Origin of the sequence: Anaeromusa sp., from assembly GCF_028691475.1 — a bacterium.
In the GTDB taxonomy this organism is placed as follows: Bacteria; Bacillota; Negativicutes; order Anaeromusales; family Anaeromusaceae; genus Anaeromusa.
Genome location: NZ_JAQUZF010000061.1, coordinates 1 through 15557, shown reverse-complemented (window position 1 = coordinate 15557; position 15557 = coordinate 1). Strand labels below are relative to the sequence as shown.

Annotated in this window: 11 protein-coding genes and 1 tRNA gene; 2 read left to right on the top strand and 10 right to left on the bottom strand. The window is 51.7% G+C overall.

Annotated features, from left to right (window positions below):
- Nucleotide 1 precedes the first annotated feature (1 nt).
- The 10 genes from PHF27_RS09050 to PHF27_RS09005 all read right to left on the bottom strand — a co-directional run bounded on the left by PHF27_RS09050 (nucleotide 2) and on the right by PHF27_RS09005 (nucleotide 12032).
- Nucleotides 2-77 (bottom strand) — tRNA-Ala (locus PHF27_RS09050).
- Nucleotides 78-142: 65 nt separating this feature from the next.
- Nucleotides 143-859 (bottom strand): DUF2225 domain-containing protein, encoded by a 717-nt coding sequence (locus PHF27_RS09045; protein WP_300068810.1) that lies wholly within the window; start codon nucleotides 857-859, stop codon nucleotides 143-145.
- A 77-nt stretch (nucleotides 860-936) separates the two neighbouring features.
- The gene (cydC, locus tag PHF27_RS09040; RefSeq protein ID WP_300068807.1) at nucleotides 937-2658 is read right to left on the bottom strand and encodes a thiol reductant ABC exporter subunit CydC; all 1722 of its coding nucleotides are present in this window, start codon (nucleotides 2656-2658) and stop codon (nucleotides 937-939) included.
- On the bottom strand, nucleotides 2655-4379 hold the full coding sequence (gene cydD / locus PHF27_RS09035) for a thiol reductant ABC exporter subunit CydD (RefSeq protein ID WP_300068804.1): 1725 nt from the start codon (nucleotides 4377-4379) through the stop codon (nucleotides 2655-2657). Before cydD ends, cydC begins: the two co-directional genes overlap by 4 nt.
- Before the next feature lie 165 nt (nucleotides 4380-4544).
- Nucleotides 4545-5948 carry an amino acid permease gene (locus PHF27_RS09030; protein ID WP_300068801.1) on the bottom strand — a complete coding sequence of 468 codons (1404 nt, stop codon included), beginning with the start codon at nucleotides 5946-5948 and terminating at the stop codon, nucleotides 4545-4547.
- Nucleotides 5949-6211: 263 nt separating this feature from the next.
- The gene (gene queF, locus PHF27_RS09025) at nucleotides 6212-6709 is read right to left on the bottom strand and encodes a preQ(1) synthase (protein ID WP_027936899.1); all 498 of its coding nucleotides are present in this window, start codon (nucleotides 6707-6709) and stop codon (nucleotides 6212-6214) included.
- A 133-nt stretch (nucleotides 6710-6842) separates the two neighbouring features.
- Nucleotides 6843-7826 carry a metallophosphoesterase gene (locus PHF27_RS09020; protein WP_300068796.1) on the bottom strand — a complete coding sequence of 328 codons (984 nt, stop codon included), beginning with the start codon at nucleotides 7824-7826 and terminating at the stop codon, nucleotides 6843-6845.
- Nucleotides 7827-7880: 54 nt separating this feature from the next.
- Complete coding sequence (locus PHF27_RS09015) at nucleotides 7881-8972, bottom strand: HD domain-containing phosphohydrolase (RefSeq protein WP_300068793.1); 1092 nt, start codon at nucleotides 8970-8972, stop codon at nucleotides 7881-7883.
- Nucleotides 8969-11440 (bottom strand): PAS domain-containing hybrid sensor histidine kinase/response regulator, encoded by a 2472-nt coding sequence (locus tag PHF27_RS09010; protein ID WP_300068790.1) that lies wholly within the window; start codon nucleotides 11438-11440, stop codon nucleotides 8969-8971. The genes PHF27_RS09015 and PHF27_RS09010 overlap by 4 nt, the downstream gene beginning before the upstream one ends.
- A 274-nt stretch (nucleotides 11441-11714) precedes the next feature.
- A complete protein-coding gene (locus tag PHF27_RS09005; RefSeq protein ID WP_363320055.1) occupies nucleotides 11715-12032 on the bottom strand; it encodes a pyrimidine/purine nucleoside phosphorylase in 318 nt (105 codons plus the stop codon).
- 166 nt (nucleotides 12033-12198) lie between these two features.
- Between PHF27_RS09005 and guaD the strand changes: the two genes are divergently transcribed.
- Both guaD and hcp read left to right on the top strand, forming a co-directional pair.
- Entirely contained in the window at nucleotides 12199-13461 is a 1263-nt protein-coding gene (guaD, locus tag PHF27_RS09000) for a guanine deaminase (RefSeq protein WP_300068785.1), read from the top strand.
- 278 nt (nucleotides 13462-13739) lie between these two features.
- On the top strand, nucleotides 13740-15383 hold the full coding sequence (gene hcp, locus PHF27_RS08995; protein ID WP_300068782.1) for a hydroxylamine reductase: 1644 nt from the start codon (nucleotides 13740-13742) through the stop codon (nucleotides 15381-15383).
- Nucleotides 15384-15557: the final 174 nt, after the last annotated feature.

Sequence of the window (15557 nt, the reverse complement as noted above, 5' to 3'; positions counted from 1 at the left end):
TTGGTGGAGACGAGGGGAATCGAACCCCTGACCTTTTGAATGCGAACCAAACGCTCTCCCATCTGAGCTACGCCCCCATAGATGCGGCATTGATAACCGCCGAGATTTATTATACATAAGTTCGGCAAAAATTACAATCCGTTCAAGCCATGTTTTTCTCTGTTTTTTGAGCTTCTTCTTCTTCTTTCTGCCGTTTTTCTTCCTCACGGATCTCATTCCAAGCATCACGTGTCATTTTGAAGACATTGCGCTCGCCCCGGGCCAGGGGATTAGAAATCACTTGATTAAAATACAGCTTAGCCCGCTGGTAATTGCCAAGGCGCCGCAGTAATTCGCCGACCAGATACGTCAGCGTCACTTCCGTCATATTGCCAATAGGCATCCGTTCCTTCGACAAAGCCTCTTCATAAGCCGCCACCGCTTTTTCCAGTACACCGCGCTCTTCTTCCTGCTTGCCTTCCAAGCGGTAGACCCAGGCCAATTTGAGCAGCAACCCGCCCAGCCTGCTTGCTGGAGCCTTCACAAGTTCCGCATAGAAAATCGCCATCTTATAAGCGTTAACCGCTTTTTCAAAGGTACGCTCTCCTCCCAGGTCCAGATGCACATCCCTGCCAGCTAAGAATGCGCGAATTTTTTCTACCGCCGCTGGCCCCGGTTCGCAGAACCAACTGTCTGCGCCAGCATAGCCGCAATGATTACACACCCAAACACTATAAAAATAAGGATTGAAATCTTTAAAATGTGTGCAGAAGTCCGTATCTTGCACTCGCATAGGCACTCGGCTTTTCACCTGAGTTGCTTCGAACTCATTCTGACAAATGGGACATTTTTTCTGAGATACATAGGTATATTCCGACATAATCGTCTCAACACTCCTTGCTTTGACGTTCACCATAAAATCTTCTTAAATCAGCATAGCATGATTTTCCCGCAAATTCAAATGCAAGCTTCCCGCTCCACAGTCCACATACGATAAAAGGCGCCTTGCTTTTCAAGCAATTCCCTCATGCAGCCTCGCTCGACAACACGCCCCTGCTGCAAAACCAGAATTTCATCTACAGCCTCCAGCCCCTGCAGGTGATGCGTGATCCACAGAACCCCTTTATCTACCGTTATCAGCCGCAGCAGCGAGATAATTTCTTGGGCCGTCACTGCATCCAAGCCGGCAGTCGCCTCGTCCAGCAGCCAATAAGGAGCCTCCTTCAAAAGCGCCCTGGCAATGGCCAGTCTCTGCCGCTGTCCTCCCGAAAGGCCGCCGCCTCCCTCGCCGACGGAACGTTCCCAGCCTTGAGGCTCGGAGTCCAGCCAGGATAGCATCTGCGTCCGCGCCAGCACCGACCGCAGCTCATCTAGGGATGCTTCCGGGCGAGCCACCCGCAAATTGTCCGCTAAGGACAAATGAAAAAAATAAGATTGCTGCGGCACTACGGCAAAATGGCTGCGCCAACTTTCCTCGCTGCAAGCGTCCACCGCCATTTCTCCCAGCGAAATGGTTCCTCCTGTCGGCTGACGAAACCCCAGCAGCAACGCCAGCAGCGTACTCTTACCTGCGCCGCTGGCGCCAACAACGGCAATGCTTTTTCCCGCTTCTAAGGAAAAAGAAATATCTTGCAGCGCCGGTGCCAAATTATCCGCATATAAAAACGACAGATTGCGCACCTCCAGCTTGCCCCCTGCGCACGCCATTTCTCCTTTTTCAGGCCGTTGCCTCGCGGCAGTTTCCAAAATTCGTTCAGCTGCCGCTGTACCATCGGCTAAATAACGGGCAGCCGCAGGCATAAGCAGAAAAAACTCGCCTAAGGCCAGCACGCTTAAGGCTAATACTGATAAATCCACGCCAGACCATTGCCCGTTTCGCACCAAGGGAAGGCCGCCCCACAGCAAGAGCCATAACGCTCCATAGCCTACAGCCATGCCAAACGCTTCCCCCGCACCGCTAAGCAGGCTCTGCCGCCGCTGCGCCATAGCCAGACGCTGCGCCGCTGCGCCCAAGCGCTGCGCCTGCTCCTGAGTTTGGCGAAAAGCCCAGAGTTCTCCCAGCCCCCCCAGCAAATCGCCCGCCGCCGTCTGCAAGCGTTCCCGCTCCGCCGCCACCGCTTCTGCGCCGCGCCGCCACGAACCGGCCAACCACAACGGCAGAATTACCGCCGCCGTCAAGTACGCTCCCAACACCACCAGAGCCGGCCAAGGACCTACAAAGAACCACGAAAAAAGAGCAAAAGCCAGGCAGGAAAAAAACGCCGTTGCCGGCGGCAAAAAAGCACGTAAAAATAAGTCTTTCAAGACCTCCACGTCGCCTACCAAGCGGTCCAGCAAGGAAGCCGCGCTTTGCGTCCCCAAATAAAACGGCGCTAACGGTTCAATGCGTCGGTACAGCCATACACGCAAATGCGCCAAAATGCGAAACGTAGCATCATGAGATACATAACGCTCGCCGTAGCGGCAAACAGCTCGGGCAATCCCAAAAAACCGCACGCCAACAATAGCCAGTGATAAAACCGTAATGGAAGGATGCAGGGCCGCCATGGCGATCAACCAAGCCGATGCAGCCAACAGACCCAGCCCCGCCGCACCAGTCAGCCAAGCCAGCAGCAGCGCCAGCAGCATACTCAGCCAAGGCTTCGGCACGCAGCGGAGCAACGTCCACAGCGACTTCATACGCTCGCCCCCTTTGCAGCAGACAACAACGCCGCATACGCCCCTTGCTGCGTCAGTAATTCTTTATGATTTCCCGCCTCAATAATTTGGCCGCTTTCTAAAACAGCAATTTGATCCGCTCGCCGCACCGTACCTAGGCGGTGCGCAATTACCAGCACCGTTCTGCCTTGACAAAGCCTCTCAAAAGATTGCTGCAAAGCGGCTTCGCTTTCCGGGTCCAAGCCGCTTGTCGCTTCGTCGCAAAGCAGCACCGGCGCATCCGCCAAAAAGGCTCGCGCCAAAGCCACGCGCCGCCTTTCCCCGCCGGACAATTCTACGCCGCCCGCCCCTAACATCGTCTCATACCCTTTGGGCAAGGCAGCCGCCAGCGCTGCTCCTCCAGCCAGAGCAAACGCCGCTTCCACTTCTTCCTCTGACGCCTCCGGCTTGGCCAAACGAATATTCTCAAGCAAGCTGGTCTGGAACAAATATGGCTGTTGCGGCACATATGCCACATGCCGCAGCCACGCTTCAATTCCCGCCGCATTCAAGACACGTTCATTGATGCGAATACAGCCTGCTGCAGGCGCCATCATGCCTAAGAGCAAAGACATTATCGTGCTTTTGCCAGCGCCGCTACTTCCCACCAAAGCAGTTATTTTCCCTGGCTGCAATTGCAGTGAAACATGCCGCAGCACCTCTGCACCGCCCTCATACGCAAACGACACATCTTCCAACGCCACTGTTACAGGCCCGGTAAAACGCCAAGTTTCCGGCTCCTGCTGCAGTGCCTGCTCCGCTTTCAATAACGAATAGATGCGCTCCGCCGCCGCTTTCCCCGCCAAGGCCGCATGAAAATGCGCTCCCAATTGCCGCAGCGGCTGGTAAAATTCCGGCGCTAAAAGAAGCACAAACATAGCATCGTAAAACTCCATGCTTCCATAAAGCAAACGCAACCCCACCGCCACGGCAATCAAAGCCGTGCTGATCGTCGCCAATAGTTCCAGCACCAATGCCGAAAGGAAGGCCACTTTCAGTACATCCAAGGTCACCTCGCGAAAATCCTCACTAGCCGAAGCAACACTTTTCACAGTCTGTTTGCTGCGGCCAAAAAGCTTCAAAGTCAGCATGCCCTGCAGCATGTCATAAAAATGCGCTCCAAGGCGTTGCAGGCGATCCCACTGCTTACGAGTACGCCATTGCGCCATCCGACCAATGAGCGTCATAAAAATAGGTATAAGAGGCGCCGTTACCAGCATCAAAAGCGCTGACGGCCAGTCCCGCGGCGTAATAACCGCTAAAATTAACAGCGGCACCGCCGCCGCCGCAAAGAGGCTAGGCAAATAGCGCACAAAGTACGCTTCTAAGTGTTCTACCCCGTCTCCTAAGACGGCTAACAGCTCACCCGTAGCTTCGCTGGCCCCGCGTACCGGCCCCATGGCTAAAAGCTGCCCCGCCAACCGCCGCCGCAAGGAAGTCTTTATGGCCGCCGCCAAATACGCGCCACAAGATTCACCGCCCCAAAACGCCAGCACTCGCAACAACAGCACGCCGCCCAAAAGCAGCCACTGCCCATGTAGTTCTTCCAGGCTGCTTCCTTGCAGAAAAACGCCGTCTAAAAGTGCTGCTATAAGCGCCGCCTGAGCAACCGCTAAAACGGCGCCAGCCAAACTAGAGGTCCCTAGCAAGACCAGTTTGCCTTTACAAGACAGCGCTTCTTGCAGCAACCGTTTTTGCCCCATCTTTGCCTCCAAAGTATTATCTATCTTACCGTATGCTTTTCGACACAGCTGCACAATTCCCTTTTGTCAAATCTTTCCGAGAGATTGAACAATATTAAAAAGGACGATCAAGAGAAAACGCGCTTCTCTCGACCGCCCTTTGCTGCTTTATTTCCAGTCCGAATCTTAATTCCTACCGCCCGCCGCACGGGCCAAAGGCTTTTCCGACGTCTTATGCAAGCCGAAAGCATAATAACAGGCCAAAAGCAGCCCAAACCAGGCCGGCGCTACATAGAGGGCTACGCGCGTATCCGGGTCAAAGGCCATGACGATGACTACAAAGACCAGAAACGCCAACGTAGCCCAGTTGCTCACCGGATACAACAAGGACGGGTATTTTAGCTTCGCTACCTGCTCCGGCGTCAGACTCTGGCGAAAACGCATCTGCGCAATCAAAATAATCGCCCACACCCAAAGGGCGCCCGACGTAGCCACGCTGGTCACATAAACAAACACCTGCGCCGGAACCAAATAGTTCAGAATTACGCCGATAAACAAGAAACAAAAAGACACCAAAATGCCGTTGAGAGGCACGCGGTTTTTGCTCAGTTTACCGAAGCAAGCCGGCGCCTTGCCCTGCAGCGCTAGGTTATAGAGCATGCGGCCGGTGCTGAAAATCCCGCTGTTACAGGAAGAAAGAGCCGCCGTGAGCACAACAAAGTTAATAATGCCCGCCGCCGCCGCGATGCCCAACTTTTTAAAGGTAAAGACAAAGGGACTGCCGATGGTCCCCAGTTGATTCCAAGGATAGAGACTCATAATAACGACCAAGGCCCCTACGTAAAAGACCAAAATGCGCCAAAACACCTTGTCAATCGCCGCGGGTATGGTTTTCTCCGGATTACTGGCTTCCCCGGCAGCTACGCCGACCAGTTCAATACCCAAATAGGCGAACATCACCATCACCAAGGACATGACAACGCCTTCAACGCCCATCGGCATAAAGCCGCCATGGGCGACCAGATTCGTCAACCCCGTCGGAATCCCGTCGTTGCCAAGGCCAAAGAAAATCATCATCGCCCCAACGACAATCATCACCAAAATGGTAATAATTTTAATCATGGCAAACCAAAACTCAAACTCCCCAAAGGCGGACACCGCCACCACATTGACAATGGTCATAGCCACCAAGGCCAGCATGGCCGGAATCCACTGCGGCACGTCGGGAAACCAAAACTGCACATACACCCCTACCGCCGTAATCTCCGCCATACAGGTCACTACCCACATAAACCAATAGGTCCATCCGGTAATATAACCTGCCAACGGACCAATAAACTTGTTGGCATAGGCGCTAAAAGAGCCGCTGACCGGATAGGCTACCGCCAGCTCCCCCAAGGAGCGCATAATAAACAGAATAAAGATGCCGCCAATGATGTACGATAGCAAAAGCGCCGGCCCCGCTGTCTTAATCGCCGTTGCCGAGCCTAAAAACAAGCCTACGCCGATAGCTCCGCCTAAAGCGATTAGCTGAATATGCCGTTCCTTTAACCCTCGTTCTAAATTTTCTTCAAATTCTTTTCCTTTCACCGCGAACTGTACCCCCTTGTGTATTGCCTGCAGCGCTTTTTGTTTCCATAGTATTCACAATTATCCTTCTTTTATCTGGTAAAGTCAACCATCTGTAAGCTGCAATACTGTATACTTTACCATTTTTCGACACACAAAGAAAGAGCGATAGAACAGGCCGGAGAACAGGGCTTGAACGATACGCTGGATGCGCCATGGAGGGGCTATAAACATCGAAAAAGCCGCCGTCAAAACGACGGCGGCAAATTGCAGGGTTCGGAACCTTAACGGTTGTCTACCTTATCCATACAGTAGAGGTCATGCTGCTCCATGCGATGCCAAGCCAGCTTTTCGTACTTTTCCTCGCCATTAGCCATGTTGCAGTAAGGATCAATGGAAATACCCCCTCGCGGCAGGAATTTCCCCCATACCTCAATGTATTTCGGCTGCATCAGCTTGAACAAATCCTTCATGATAATGTTCACTACATCCTCATGGAAATCTCCATGATTACGGAAGCTAAGCAAATATAGCTTTAACGACTTGCTTTCCACCATCTTCTCACCAGGAATATAGCTAATGTAAAGAGTGGCAAAGTCCGGCTGTCCTGTCATCGGACAAAGGCTGGTAAACTCCGGGCAATTGAATTTCACCCAGTAATCATTGCCTGGATGCTTGTTTTCAAACGCCTCCAGCACCTCCGGCGCATAAGCGTACTGATACTTTGTATTCTGGCTTCCTAAATGGCTGATGCCGGCCAGTTCTTCCTTGCTTCTCGACATATTGTCTCTCCCCTAGCTTTGTTTTGCAGTCCCACAGACTATCTGCCAGTATCTTACCATACTTCGGCCTATTCGCCTATCCATATTGACAAACGCCGCCAAAATTCTGTTTTCTCTCCCGCCCTAGTGAGTTTCAACGCTTCGGCAGATATACCGTACGCTCTAGCTGTTCCAGCCAAGCCCCTCTTTTATGATCGAAGGTCTTAACTACCACCCGGTCCGGGTATAAATAGAGCGAATTCGTCCAGATGGTTTCCCGATCCATGTCGGCATTGTGAATATTGGTCACTTGTCCTGCATATACATTGACAGGCGCTGCGAAGCTGGCATTGGTCGCCGGCGTATGGGTATGCCCTGACACCCAAAGAAAAATTTGCGGATGCCTTTGAATAAGCTCCGCCAGCGCCGCTTCCGGCTGGGCGATAAAATTAGGCGTATTGGCTTCTTTATTATATGGCGCTAGTGTTCCCGCCAAGGGCGCATGAAAAAAGACGATGGTCGGCAGCTGCGGCTTGGCCTCGAGCTGCTGCTGCGCCCAGGCCAGCTGCCGCGGTGAAAGCTCTGTCAAATACTTGCCGTCTAGGGAGTCCGGCGAAAGAAACAGTAACAAATAGCCTGCTTCTTGCTTACTATAATACACTTCCGGCAAATGAAACGCCGCCTTAAAGCGCTCCAGTTTTTCCTGACGTTCTCTTTCATCCGCCCGCAGGTGTTTTCCCTTTTCCGAAAGTGTATCCGCATACATATAGTCATGATTTCCCACCATAGGAAAAAGCGTTTTTTTCAGCGCATCGAAATAGCGAACTGCATACGCATATTCTTCTACCGTGCCCCGCTCCGCCGTAATATCGCCCAGCACAGCCACTTGCGCTACATCGTCCCAAGCATTAATATCTTGCAGCGTTTTTTCCTTAGCCGCTTCAATTCGCAGCTGTTTCGCCACATCCTGCACCACTTCGGTTCGCACCGGCAAGTGCGCATCTGCCATAAGTACGATACGACTATAAGGCGCTGCAGCTCTGGGTTGAGGCAGCCAATAAGACAGCAAGCAAAGTCCCACTACAGCCATGCAAATAAACGCAAGAGGTCCTCGCCCGCGTTGCCAAGGCTTCACCATTCCCCCTCCTTAAGAAAAGCTACGGCGCGCAGCAACTGCCGCGCACCGTAACTTTCACTCATAATCCGAATTACTTTCCTGTATGGCCTCATAGGCCGCCACAATTTCCGCTTCCACCGTCAAAAAAGCTTTGATCACCAGCGGATCAAACTGGCTGCCGCTGCCTTTTTGTAAAATCTGCCGGCTTTCTTCGTGACTTAACGCCGCCTTGTAACAACGACGCGAACGAAGAGCGTCATATACGTCAGCTACCGCCATAATACGCGCTGAAACCGGAATCACGCCGCCATTCAAGCCGTCCGGATAACCCGCCCCATCCCACCGTTCATGATGCCAGCGCACAATTTCAATGCACGTAGCCAAAAACATATTGTGAGGGTACCGTTCGCGCACCGATTCCAAGGTATGCGCGCCAATCAGCGTGTGTTCTTTCATCTTTTCAAATTCCGTCGGTGTCAGACGGCCCGGCTTGAGCAGAATTCCATCGGGAATGCCAACCTTGCCAATGTCATGAAGCGAGCTGGCTTGCTCCATGGTCCGCACAAAGCTATCATCCGTTACTTCACCGCACTCCGGAAGCTGCAGCAAGGCTTCCGCCAGCAAGCGGCAGCAAGTACGCACCCGTTCCAAATGATCGCCGGTTTCGTCATCGCGAGACTCAGCCAATTTGGCCAACGCAAAGATGGTGCTCAACTGGGTATCGGCAATCTCCTTGACCTGCGCCGCCACCATTTGTTCCAGATTTTCCTGGTAAAAATGCAGCTGCAAATGCGTGCGCACCCGCGCCTCAACCTCGGTAAACTGGAATGGCTTGGTCACATAATCTACGCCACCGGCTTCGAAAGCCTCCAATTTTGCCTTCGCATCTCCTAGAGCGCTAATGAAGATAATGGGGATTTGCCGCCACTGTTCCTGTTCTTTCAGCCGCTTGCAAACCTCAAAGCCATTCATTTCCGGCATATTGATATCCAGTAAAATCAAATCCGGCGCTTGCACCTGCACCGCTTTCAGCGCCAACGCCCCAGACGGCGCCAAACGCACTTGATAGCCTTCTTCTTTAAACATCCGCGCCAAAAGTTCCAAGTTATCCGGCATATCATCGACTACCAGCAATAACGGTTGACGGTTAAACATCGTTTGCTTCACGAAAGGCCCTCCTTCGGCTGCAGCAATTCCAACATCGTTTCAAAAGAAAAAGCCCGCGCCATTTTTGCCAGTTTTTCCGCCAATTCACTATCCAATGCTTTGACTTCCTCCAAGAGATTCAATGTTAAATAATAGTCCCCGCTTTCCACCGCCCTATACAACTCCATCCGCAGTCCGGACGGTAAAACATCGAGTTCCTCGCGGCGTATTTTTTCCAAACAGGTCTTTTCTAGAGCCAGCGGTTCCTCTTCCGCATACTGATACTCTACCGCAATGGCTGTTTTGATTTTATTCAGTAATTCCCCTTCGCGGAACGGTTTGCTCAAATAATCATTGGCGCCTTCGTCAAATATTTTCTGCCGCTCATCATGAAAGCTGCTCGCCGTAACAGCGATAATCGGCACCTGTTCGTCTTTCAGCCGGATGCGTTTGAGGACCTCGTGTCCGTCCATAATCGGCATCCTCATATCTAAAAGCATCAAATCCGGCTTCCACGACTCATACAGTTCCAACGCGGCCTGCCCATGCTGCGCACAGCGTGTCTGAAAGCCCAGCGGCTGCAACAGCTGTGTCAAAAGCTCGCAGTTTACATGCTCGTCGTCGACCAGCAGTACTTTGGGCTTTTTGTCTATAACACGCAAAACACGTCGTTCTTCCATTACAATCTCTTCATCACCGGCTTGTTGCACAAGGACCTGCAGCGTAAAGAGGCTGCCCGCGTCGCGCTGACTGTGCGCTACAATTCTCCCGCCCATGAGCTTGGCATATTCCTGGCTGATGGCTAAGCCCAACCCTGTGCCGCTGCCTTGAGCCTTGCCAGCGTGAAGCTGCTGAAACGGCTTAAAGAGCTGTTCCAGTTCTTTCTGGTTCATGCCAGAACCGGAATCTTCCACTTCCAGTTCAAGCCGCACATAACCGTCTCCCGCTTCCTGGGCTTGCACGCGCAGCGCCACAAATCCCTCTTGGGTAAATTTCAAGGCATTGCCCATTAGATTCAGCAAAATCTGCCGCAGCTTGCCTTCATCCGTTATAATCCGCTCCGGTACGGCTTCGCCCCGTTCCAGCACAAAACGCAGCCCCTTTTCCTCTAAGCGCAGTCGGAACATCTGCTCCACCTCACGCAAAAGCTTATCCAGCGAGCAAGGCGCCAGCTGCAATTCCGTACGACCAGCCTCCACTTTCGAAATTTCCAGAATGTCGTTGATCAAGCGCAGCAAATGTTCCCCCGCCGTATGAATGCGTTCTAAGTGCTCCTTTTGGCTGGGAGAAAGCGTTTCGTCCCGTTGCAACAACTGTCCAAAACCTAGCACAGCATTCAACGGCGTACGAATTTCATGAGACATATTGGCCACAAAAAAGCTTTTCGCCAAATTGGCCGCTTCCGCCGCCTCCTTGGCCGTAATCAATTCAGCATTTACAGAAATCATTTCTTCATTCATCGCCATGAGTTCCTGCGTACGTTCTTCCACTTTGCATTCCAAATCATTTTTAGCTTGCCGCAGCTTTTCTTTCGTTTCTTTCAAAAGCGTTATATCGCGAATGACCCCAACAATGAAAGGCTCCCCTTGTTCGTTCGTGTAGAGCTTCTTTTTTGTTACAATCGTATATTTATTTCCACTTACATCGGTAAAGGTTTCTTCATTTACACTTTCCCCGCCGTTAATAAACACCCGTTCATCTTGGTCCCAGAAGACTTTTGCCTCTTCCGGCGGGAAATAATCATAGTCGCTTTTCCCTTGGATATCCGTCGCTTCTTTCCCCATCATACGACACAACGCTTCATTAAAGAGCACCCATTGGTGCGCCCGATTTTTGACAAACACAGGGTCGGGAATGGCTTGAATGATTTTATCCAGATAGTTGCGCGAAGCTACCAGCGCCGCCTCCGCCTGCAACTGTTCCGTCACATTATGCCAGACTAGAAGCAAGCACGGCTCGCCATTCAATTCCAGCGTATCGCCATAGCAGCGGCCAGAATATACTTCACCGCTCCTCGTTTGCCAAGATACCAATTGCCCCCGCACTGAGCCTTCGTCCGTCAAGGCTTGCACCATTTGCCGCCATTGTTTCCCCTCTTGCCATAAGCGGGCTTTGTCGAAGGACTGGCGGCTCATCTCACTTTGGGAATAGCCGAAGGTTGAAAAAAAAGCCGAACTCGCTTCCAGCAGCTGCAAATCCTGCATGCGAACAATCAAAATCACATCAACCGCCTGTTGAAACACTTTGGCGAACTTGGCCCCGGAACGCTCCAATTCGCGGGTATAACCGCGCAAAAGTCCATACAGCATCAGCGCAATAGCAAGGATATAGAGCGTGCCTTTTGCTGTCGCCACTAATGTTTTCATATGCTCTGGAAAAGGCAAGGCATACAAAAGCTGATCCGAGACTGCAATCCAAAGCCAGCTTGCCAGCACATATGCGGCAACAATCTTACCCGGCGTCAACCGGCTCCACTCATTTTTAAGCATATGCGGCCCCTCCTTTTCCATGCAAAAAATCCGCCTTCATTATTAAGTTTAAATTCCTTGCACCTATGTTGAATCCCTTCTGCGTAGGCAGAAAAGTCAAATATTTCTTCGTGCTGCCGAACAGGCGTCGCGGGATGATATGCAGGAGAAGGAAAGTGAGGGCTCAATGAGGCTGCGGCGGCGGTGATTGTATTTGAGACTTTTATTGGAGCAAGCCGGTCCGCAGGACGAAAAAGCAGGCTTCCCATTTGAAAAGCCTGCTTCTTGGATTGCTTTATTCCGGCAAATACGAGCAGCAATAATCCGCCACTTGCTTTACCTGCAGTTGAAATTTAGATTTTGCCGGCACTCGGAAGGAATCGCCGCTTTTGACCGTCCGCCAGGTACTTTCTCCCGGCAGCAGTACGTCCATCTCTCCTTGGAGGATTTCCATTAATTCCGCCGCATCGGTGCCAAATTCATATTCTCCAGGCAGCATAACGCCCAAGGTTTTGCGCGTACCGTCCGCAAAAAGCAGCGTCCGACTGGTCACCTTGCCCTCGAAGTAGATATTAGCTTCTTTTACGGCTGTCACATTTACAAATTCACTCATCATTTTCTCCTCCGCCACACTTACTGTTATCATAGTTGTACGTCAATGTTATTCTCCGCCCGCGCTTATACTCCTGCCCCTGTACAATTGTATACAATTACAGAGTCTTTCTTTATTATCGAAGCGATTTGCTGTATCATAAAATTAGTAAGGAGGTGCATCTTCCATGAACAAAAATGACCTGAGCATCTTAAAGGGAACTTTCCTTCATACCCCCTCGGCCGCCTCGTTTACTTGCCACAAGGAACACTATTTAGCAGTCCGCCAAGGCCGCATCGTATCCTTAACGCCGGAGCTGCCGGAGAAGTACGCAGGCGCCCCCATCGCCGATTACAGCGGCCACTTGCTAATTCCCGGTTTTGTAGATTTGCACACCCATGCTGCACAATTCCGCCAGCGCGGTCTGGGACTCGATTTGCCGCTCTTACCCTGGCTGGAAACGTATACCTTCCCTGAAGAACAGCGTTTTTCCTCCACTGCGTACGCGCAAGAAATATATGACGCTTTTGCCTCCGAACTGCTGTACCAGGGAACGACCCGTGTTGTTACCTGGGCTACCATTCACGAGGAAAGCGCTCGGTTGCTTTGCCAGGCCTTAGAAAAATACGGCCTGAGCGCCTATGTAGGTAAAGTCAGTATGGACTGCAACTGTCCTGAGTATCTTAAAGAAGATACGACCCAAGCCCTGGAAAATGCCGAGTCGTTTCTATCTTCCTATGTAAAAGGCCCCTTGGTGCGGGGTATCGTTACGCCGCGTTTTGCGCCCACCTGCAGTCGCGAACTGCTCCAAGGCCTAGGACAGCTGGCGGCGCGCTATCAAATGCCGGTGCAGTCCCATCTGTCCGAAAACAAAGAAGAAATCGCCTGGGTGAATCAGCTCTTCCCAGAGCGAGCCGGCTATCATGATGTCTATGACTACTACGGCTTATTCGGCCAAATGCCGACGCTCATGGCGCATTGCGTGCACCTTAGCGAGGCCGCGCTAGAGCGCATGCGCGAAAAACAAGTTTTTGCCGTGCATTGCCCTGATTCCAACCTCAACCTAGGCAGCGGCATCATGCCAGCACGGCGCTTCCTGGACGCAGGGGTTCCGGTAGGCCTCGGCAGCGACGTCGGCGCCGGACACACTTTCAGCATGCCCCAAGCCATCGTCCGGGCCGTGCAGCTTTCCAAGCTGGCCTTTTTGCAGGATGCATCGCAAAAGCCGCTTACTCTCAGTGAAGCTTTTTACCTGGCTACTAAAGGAGGCGGCCGTTTTTTCGGGCAGGTCGGCAGCTTCGAAGCCGGCTCTGAGCTAGACGCGCTGGTGCTGCAGCCAGCAAGACATCTCCAAACGGCTTCCCCTGTAGAGCAGTTGCAGCATTTTCTCTATACCCAAAATGCTGCCGCCATCACCACCCGCTACATTGCAGGCAAACAGCGTTCTTAACGCTGCACCGCCCCTCCATTTTCCGTGCCCTTTAAAGTAAAAATAATTCTAGCAGGAAAATACTTTTCTTTGTCGAAATTGTTTCTTAAAATGCTTTAGACGGAAAATTAAGACCTTATGTTTTTCTGCAGCATTTTTTGGTTTATGTGACCTGCATCACAGACGATGCGTAAAGCTCCTTGGTATACTACGTTTGTCAACAGAACTGCATTACCTATAACTTCAGCAGTTTTCACACGGATTTACTGTCACTTTGTATATTATAAGGAGGGAACACTATGTCAATGTTTTGCTTTCAGTGTCAAGAAACAGCTAAAGGAACCGGTTGCACCATGCGCGGCGTCTGCGGAAAGACCTCGGATGTAGCCAATCTGCAGGATCTTCTGATTTACACCCTTAAAGGAATTTCCGCGTATGCCTTGGAAGCCCGCGAAGCCAAGCTGCCTACAGGCGGAGCGGACAAATTCATCATGGAAGGCCTTTTTGCCACCATCACCAACGCCAACTTCGACAAAGAACGTTTTGTCGCTTGGATCAAGGAAGCCCTGGTAGTGCGCGAAGATGTCAAAAACGCCTTAATCAAAGCTGGCCTGACGCCTAAAGCCGCTCACGACAGCGCGTTGTGGCATGCTGACAACGTAGAAGCGTTTGAAGCCAAGGCGGCTACGGTCGGCGTCCTCTCCACGGAAAATGAAGATGTTCGTTCCTTACGGGAACTCATTATTTACGGCGTCAAAGGCATGGCTGCTTACGCCGAGCACGCTTATGTTTTGGGCTATGCGGACGACGCTATTTTCGCCGCTATGGAAAAAGCCTTGGTAGCCACCACCAATAACGCACTTAGCGCGGATGAACTAGTTGCCCAGGTTATGGAATGCGGTAAATTCGGCGTGGACGTTATGGCGCTCTTGGACAAAGCCAATACCACTACCTACGGCTCGCCGGAAATCACCAAGGTCAATCTTGGCGTGCGCAATAACCCGGCCATTCTTATCAGCGGCCACGATCTCAAGGATCTTGAAGAACTGCTGGAACAAACCAAAGGAACCGGCGTTGACGTCTACACGCACGGCGAAATGCTGCCGGCTCATTATTATCCCTTCTTCAAAAAATATGACAACTTTGTCGGCAACTACGGCAACTCCTGGTGGCTGCAGGATAAAGAATTCGAAACCTTCAACGGCCCTGTGCTGTTGACCACTAACTGTCTGGTGCCTCCTAAAGAGAGCTATAAAGATCGCGTCTATGTTACCGGTGTTGTCGGCTTTGAAGGGCTCAAAAAGATTGCTCCTCGCCAAGCCGGTAAAACCAAGGATTTCTCGGCGCTTATCGCCCATGCAAAACAGTGTCCTTCGCCTACCAAGCTGGAAGACGGCGAAATCGTCGGCGGTTTTGCCCATAACCAAGTGCTGGCCCTGGCTGACAAAGTCATTGAAGCTGTAAAAAGCGGCGCTGTAAAACGCTTCTTCGTTATGGCTGGCTGTGATGGCCGCATGAAGAGCCGCGACTACTACAGCGAGTTCGCCAAAGCTCTGCCGCAGGATGCCATCATTCTCACCGCTGGCTGCGCCAAATACCGTTACAACAAGCTGCCTCTCGGCGATATCGGCGGCATCCCCCGCGTTCTGGACGCTGGTCAGTGTAACGACTCCTACTCCTTGGCCGTTATTGCTCTGAAACTTAAAGAAGCTTTCGGCCTGGACGATGTCAACAAGCTCCCCATTTCCTACAACATTGCTTGGTACGAGCAAAAAGCCGTTATCGTACTTCTGGCGCTGTTGTACCTGGGTGTGAAAAACATCCACCTCGGTCCTACGCTGCCTGGCTTCCTCTCGCCTAATGTCGCCAAGGTTCTCGTGGAAACCTTCGGCATCGGCGGCATTACCAATGTTGAAGACGACCTGAAAATGTTCTTCTCCTAAAAAACGCCTTAAAGCCCGTCCTGTTGGACGGGCTTTTTTGATAGAATTACGGTTCTATAATAAATGTTGGGGTAAGCACGCAAGAGCATGTTTACCTCAACATTTTTTTGCACAAAAAAATGAGCATAAAGTAAATAACTCACATACAATTAAAGTTGCTACACACCAATCGAA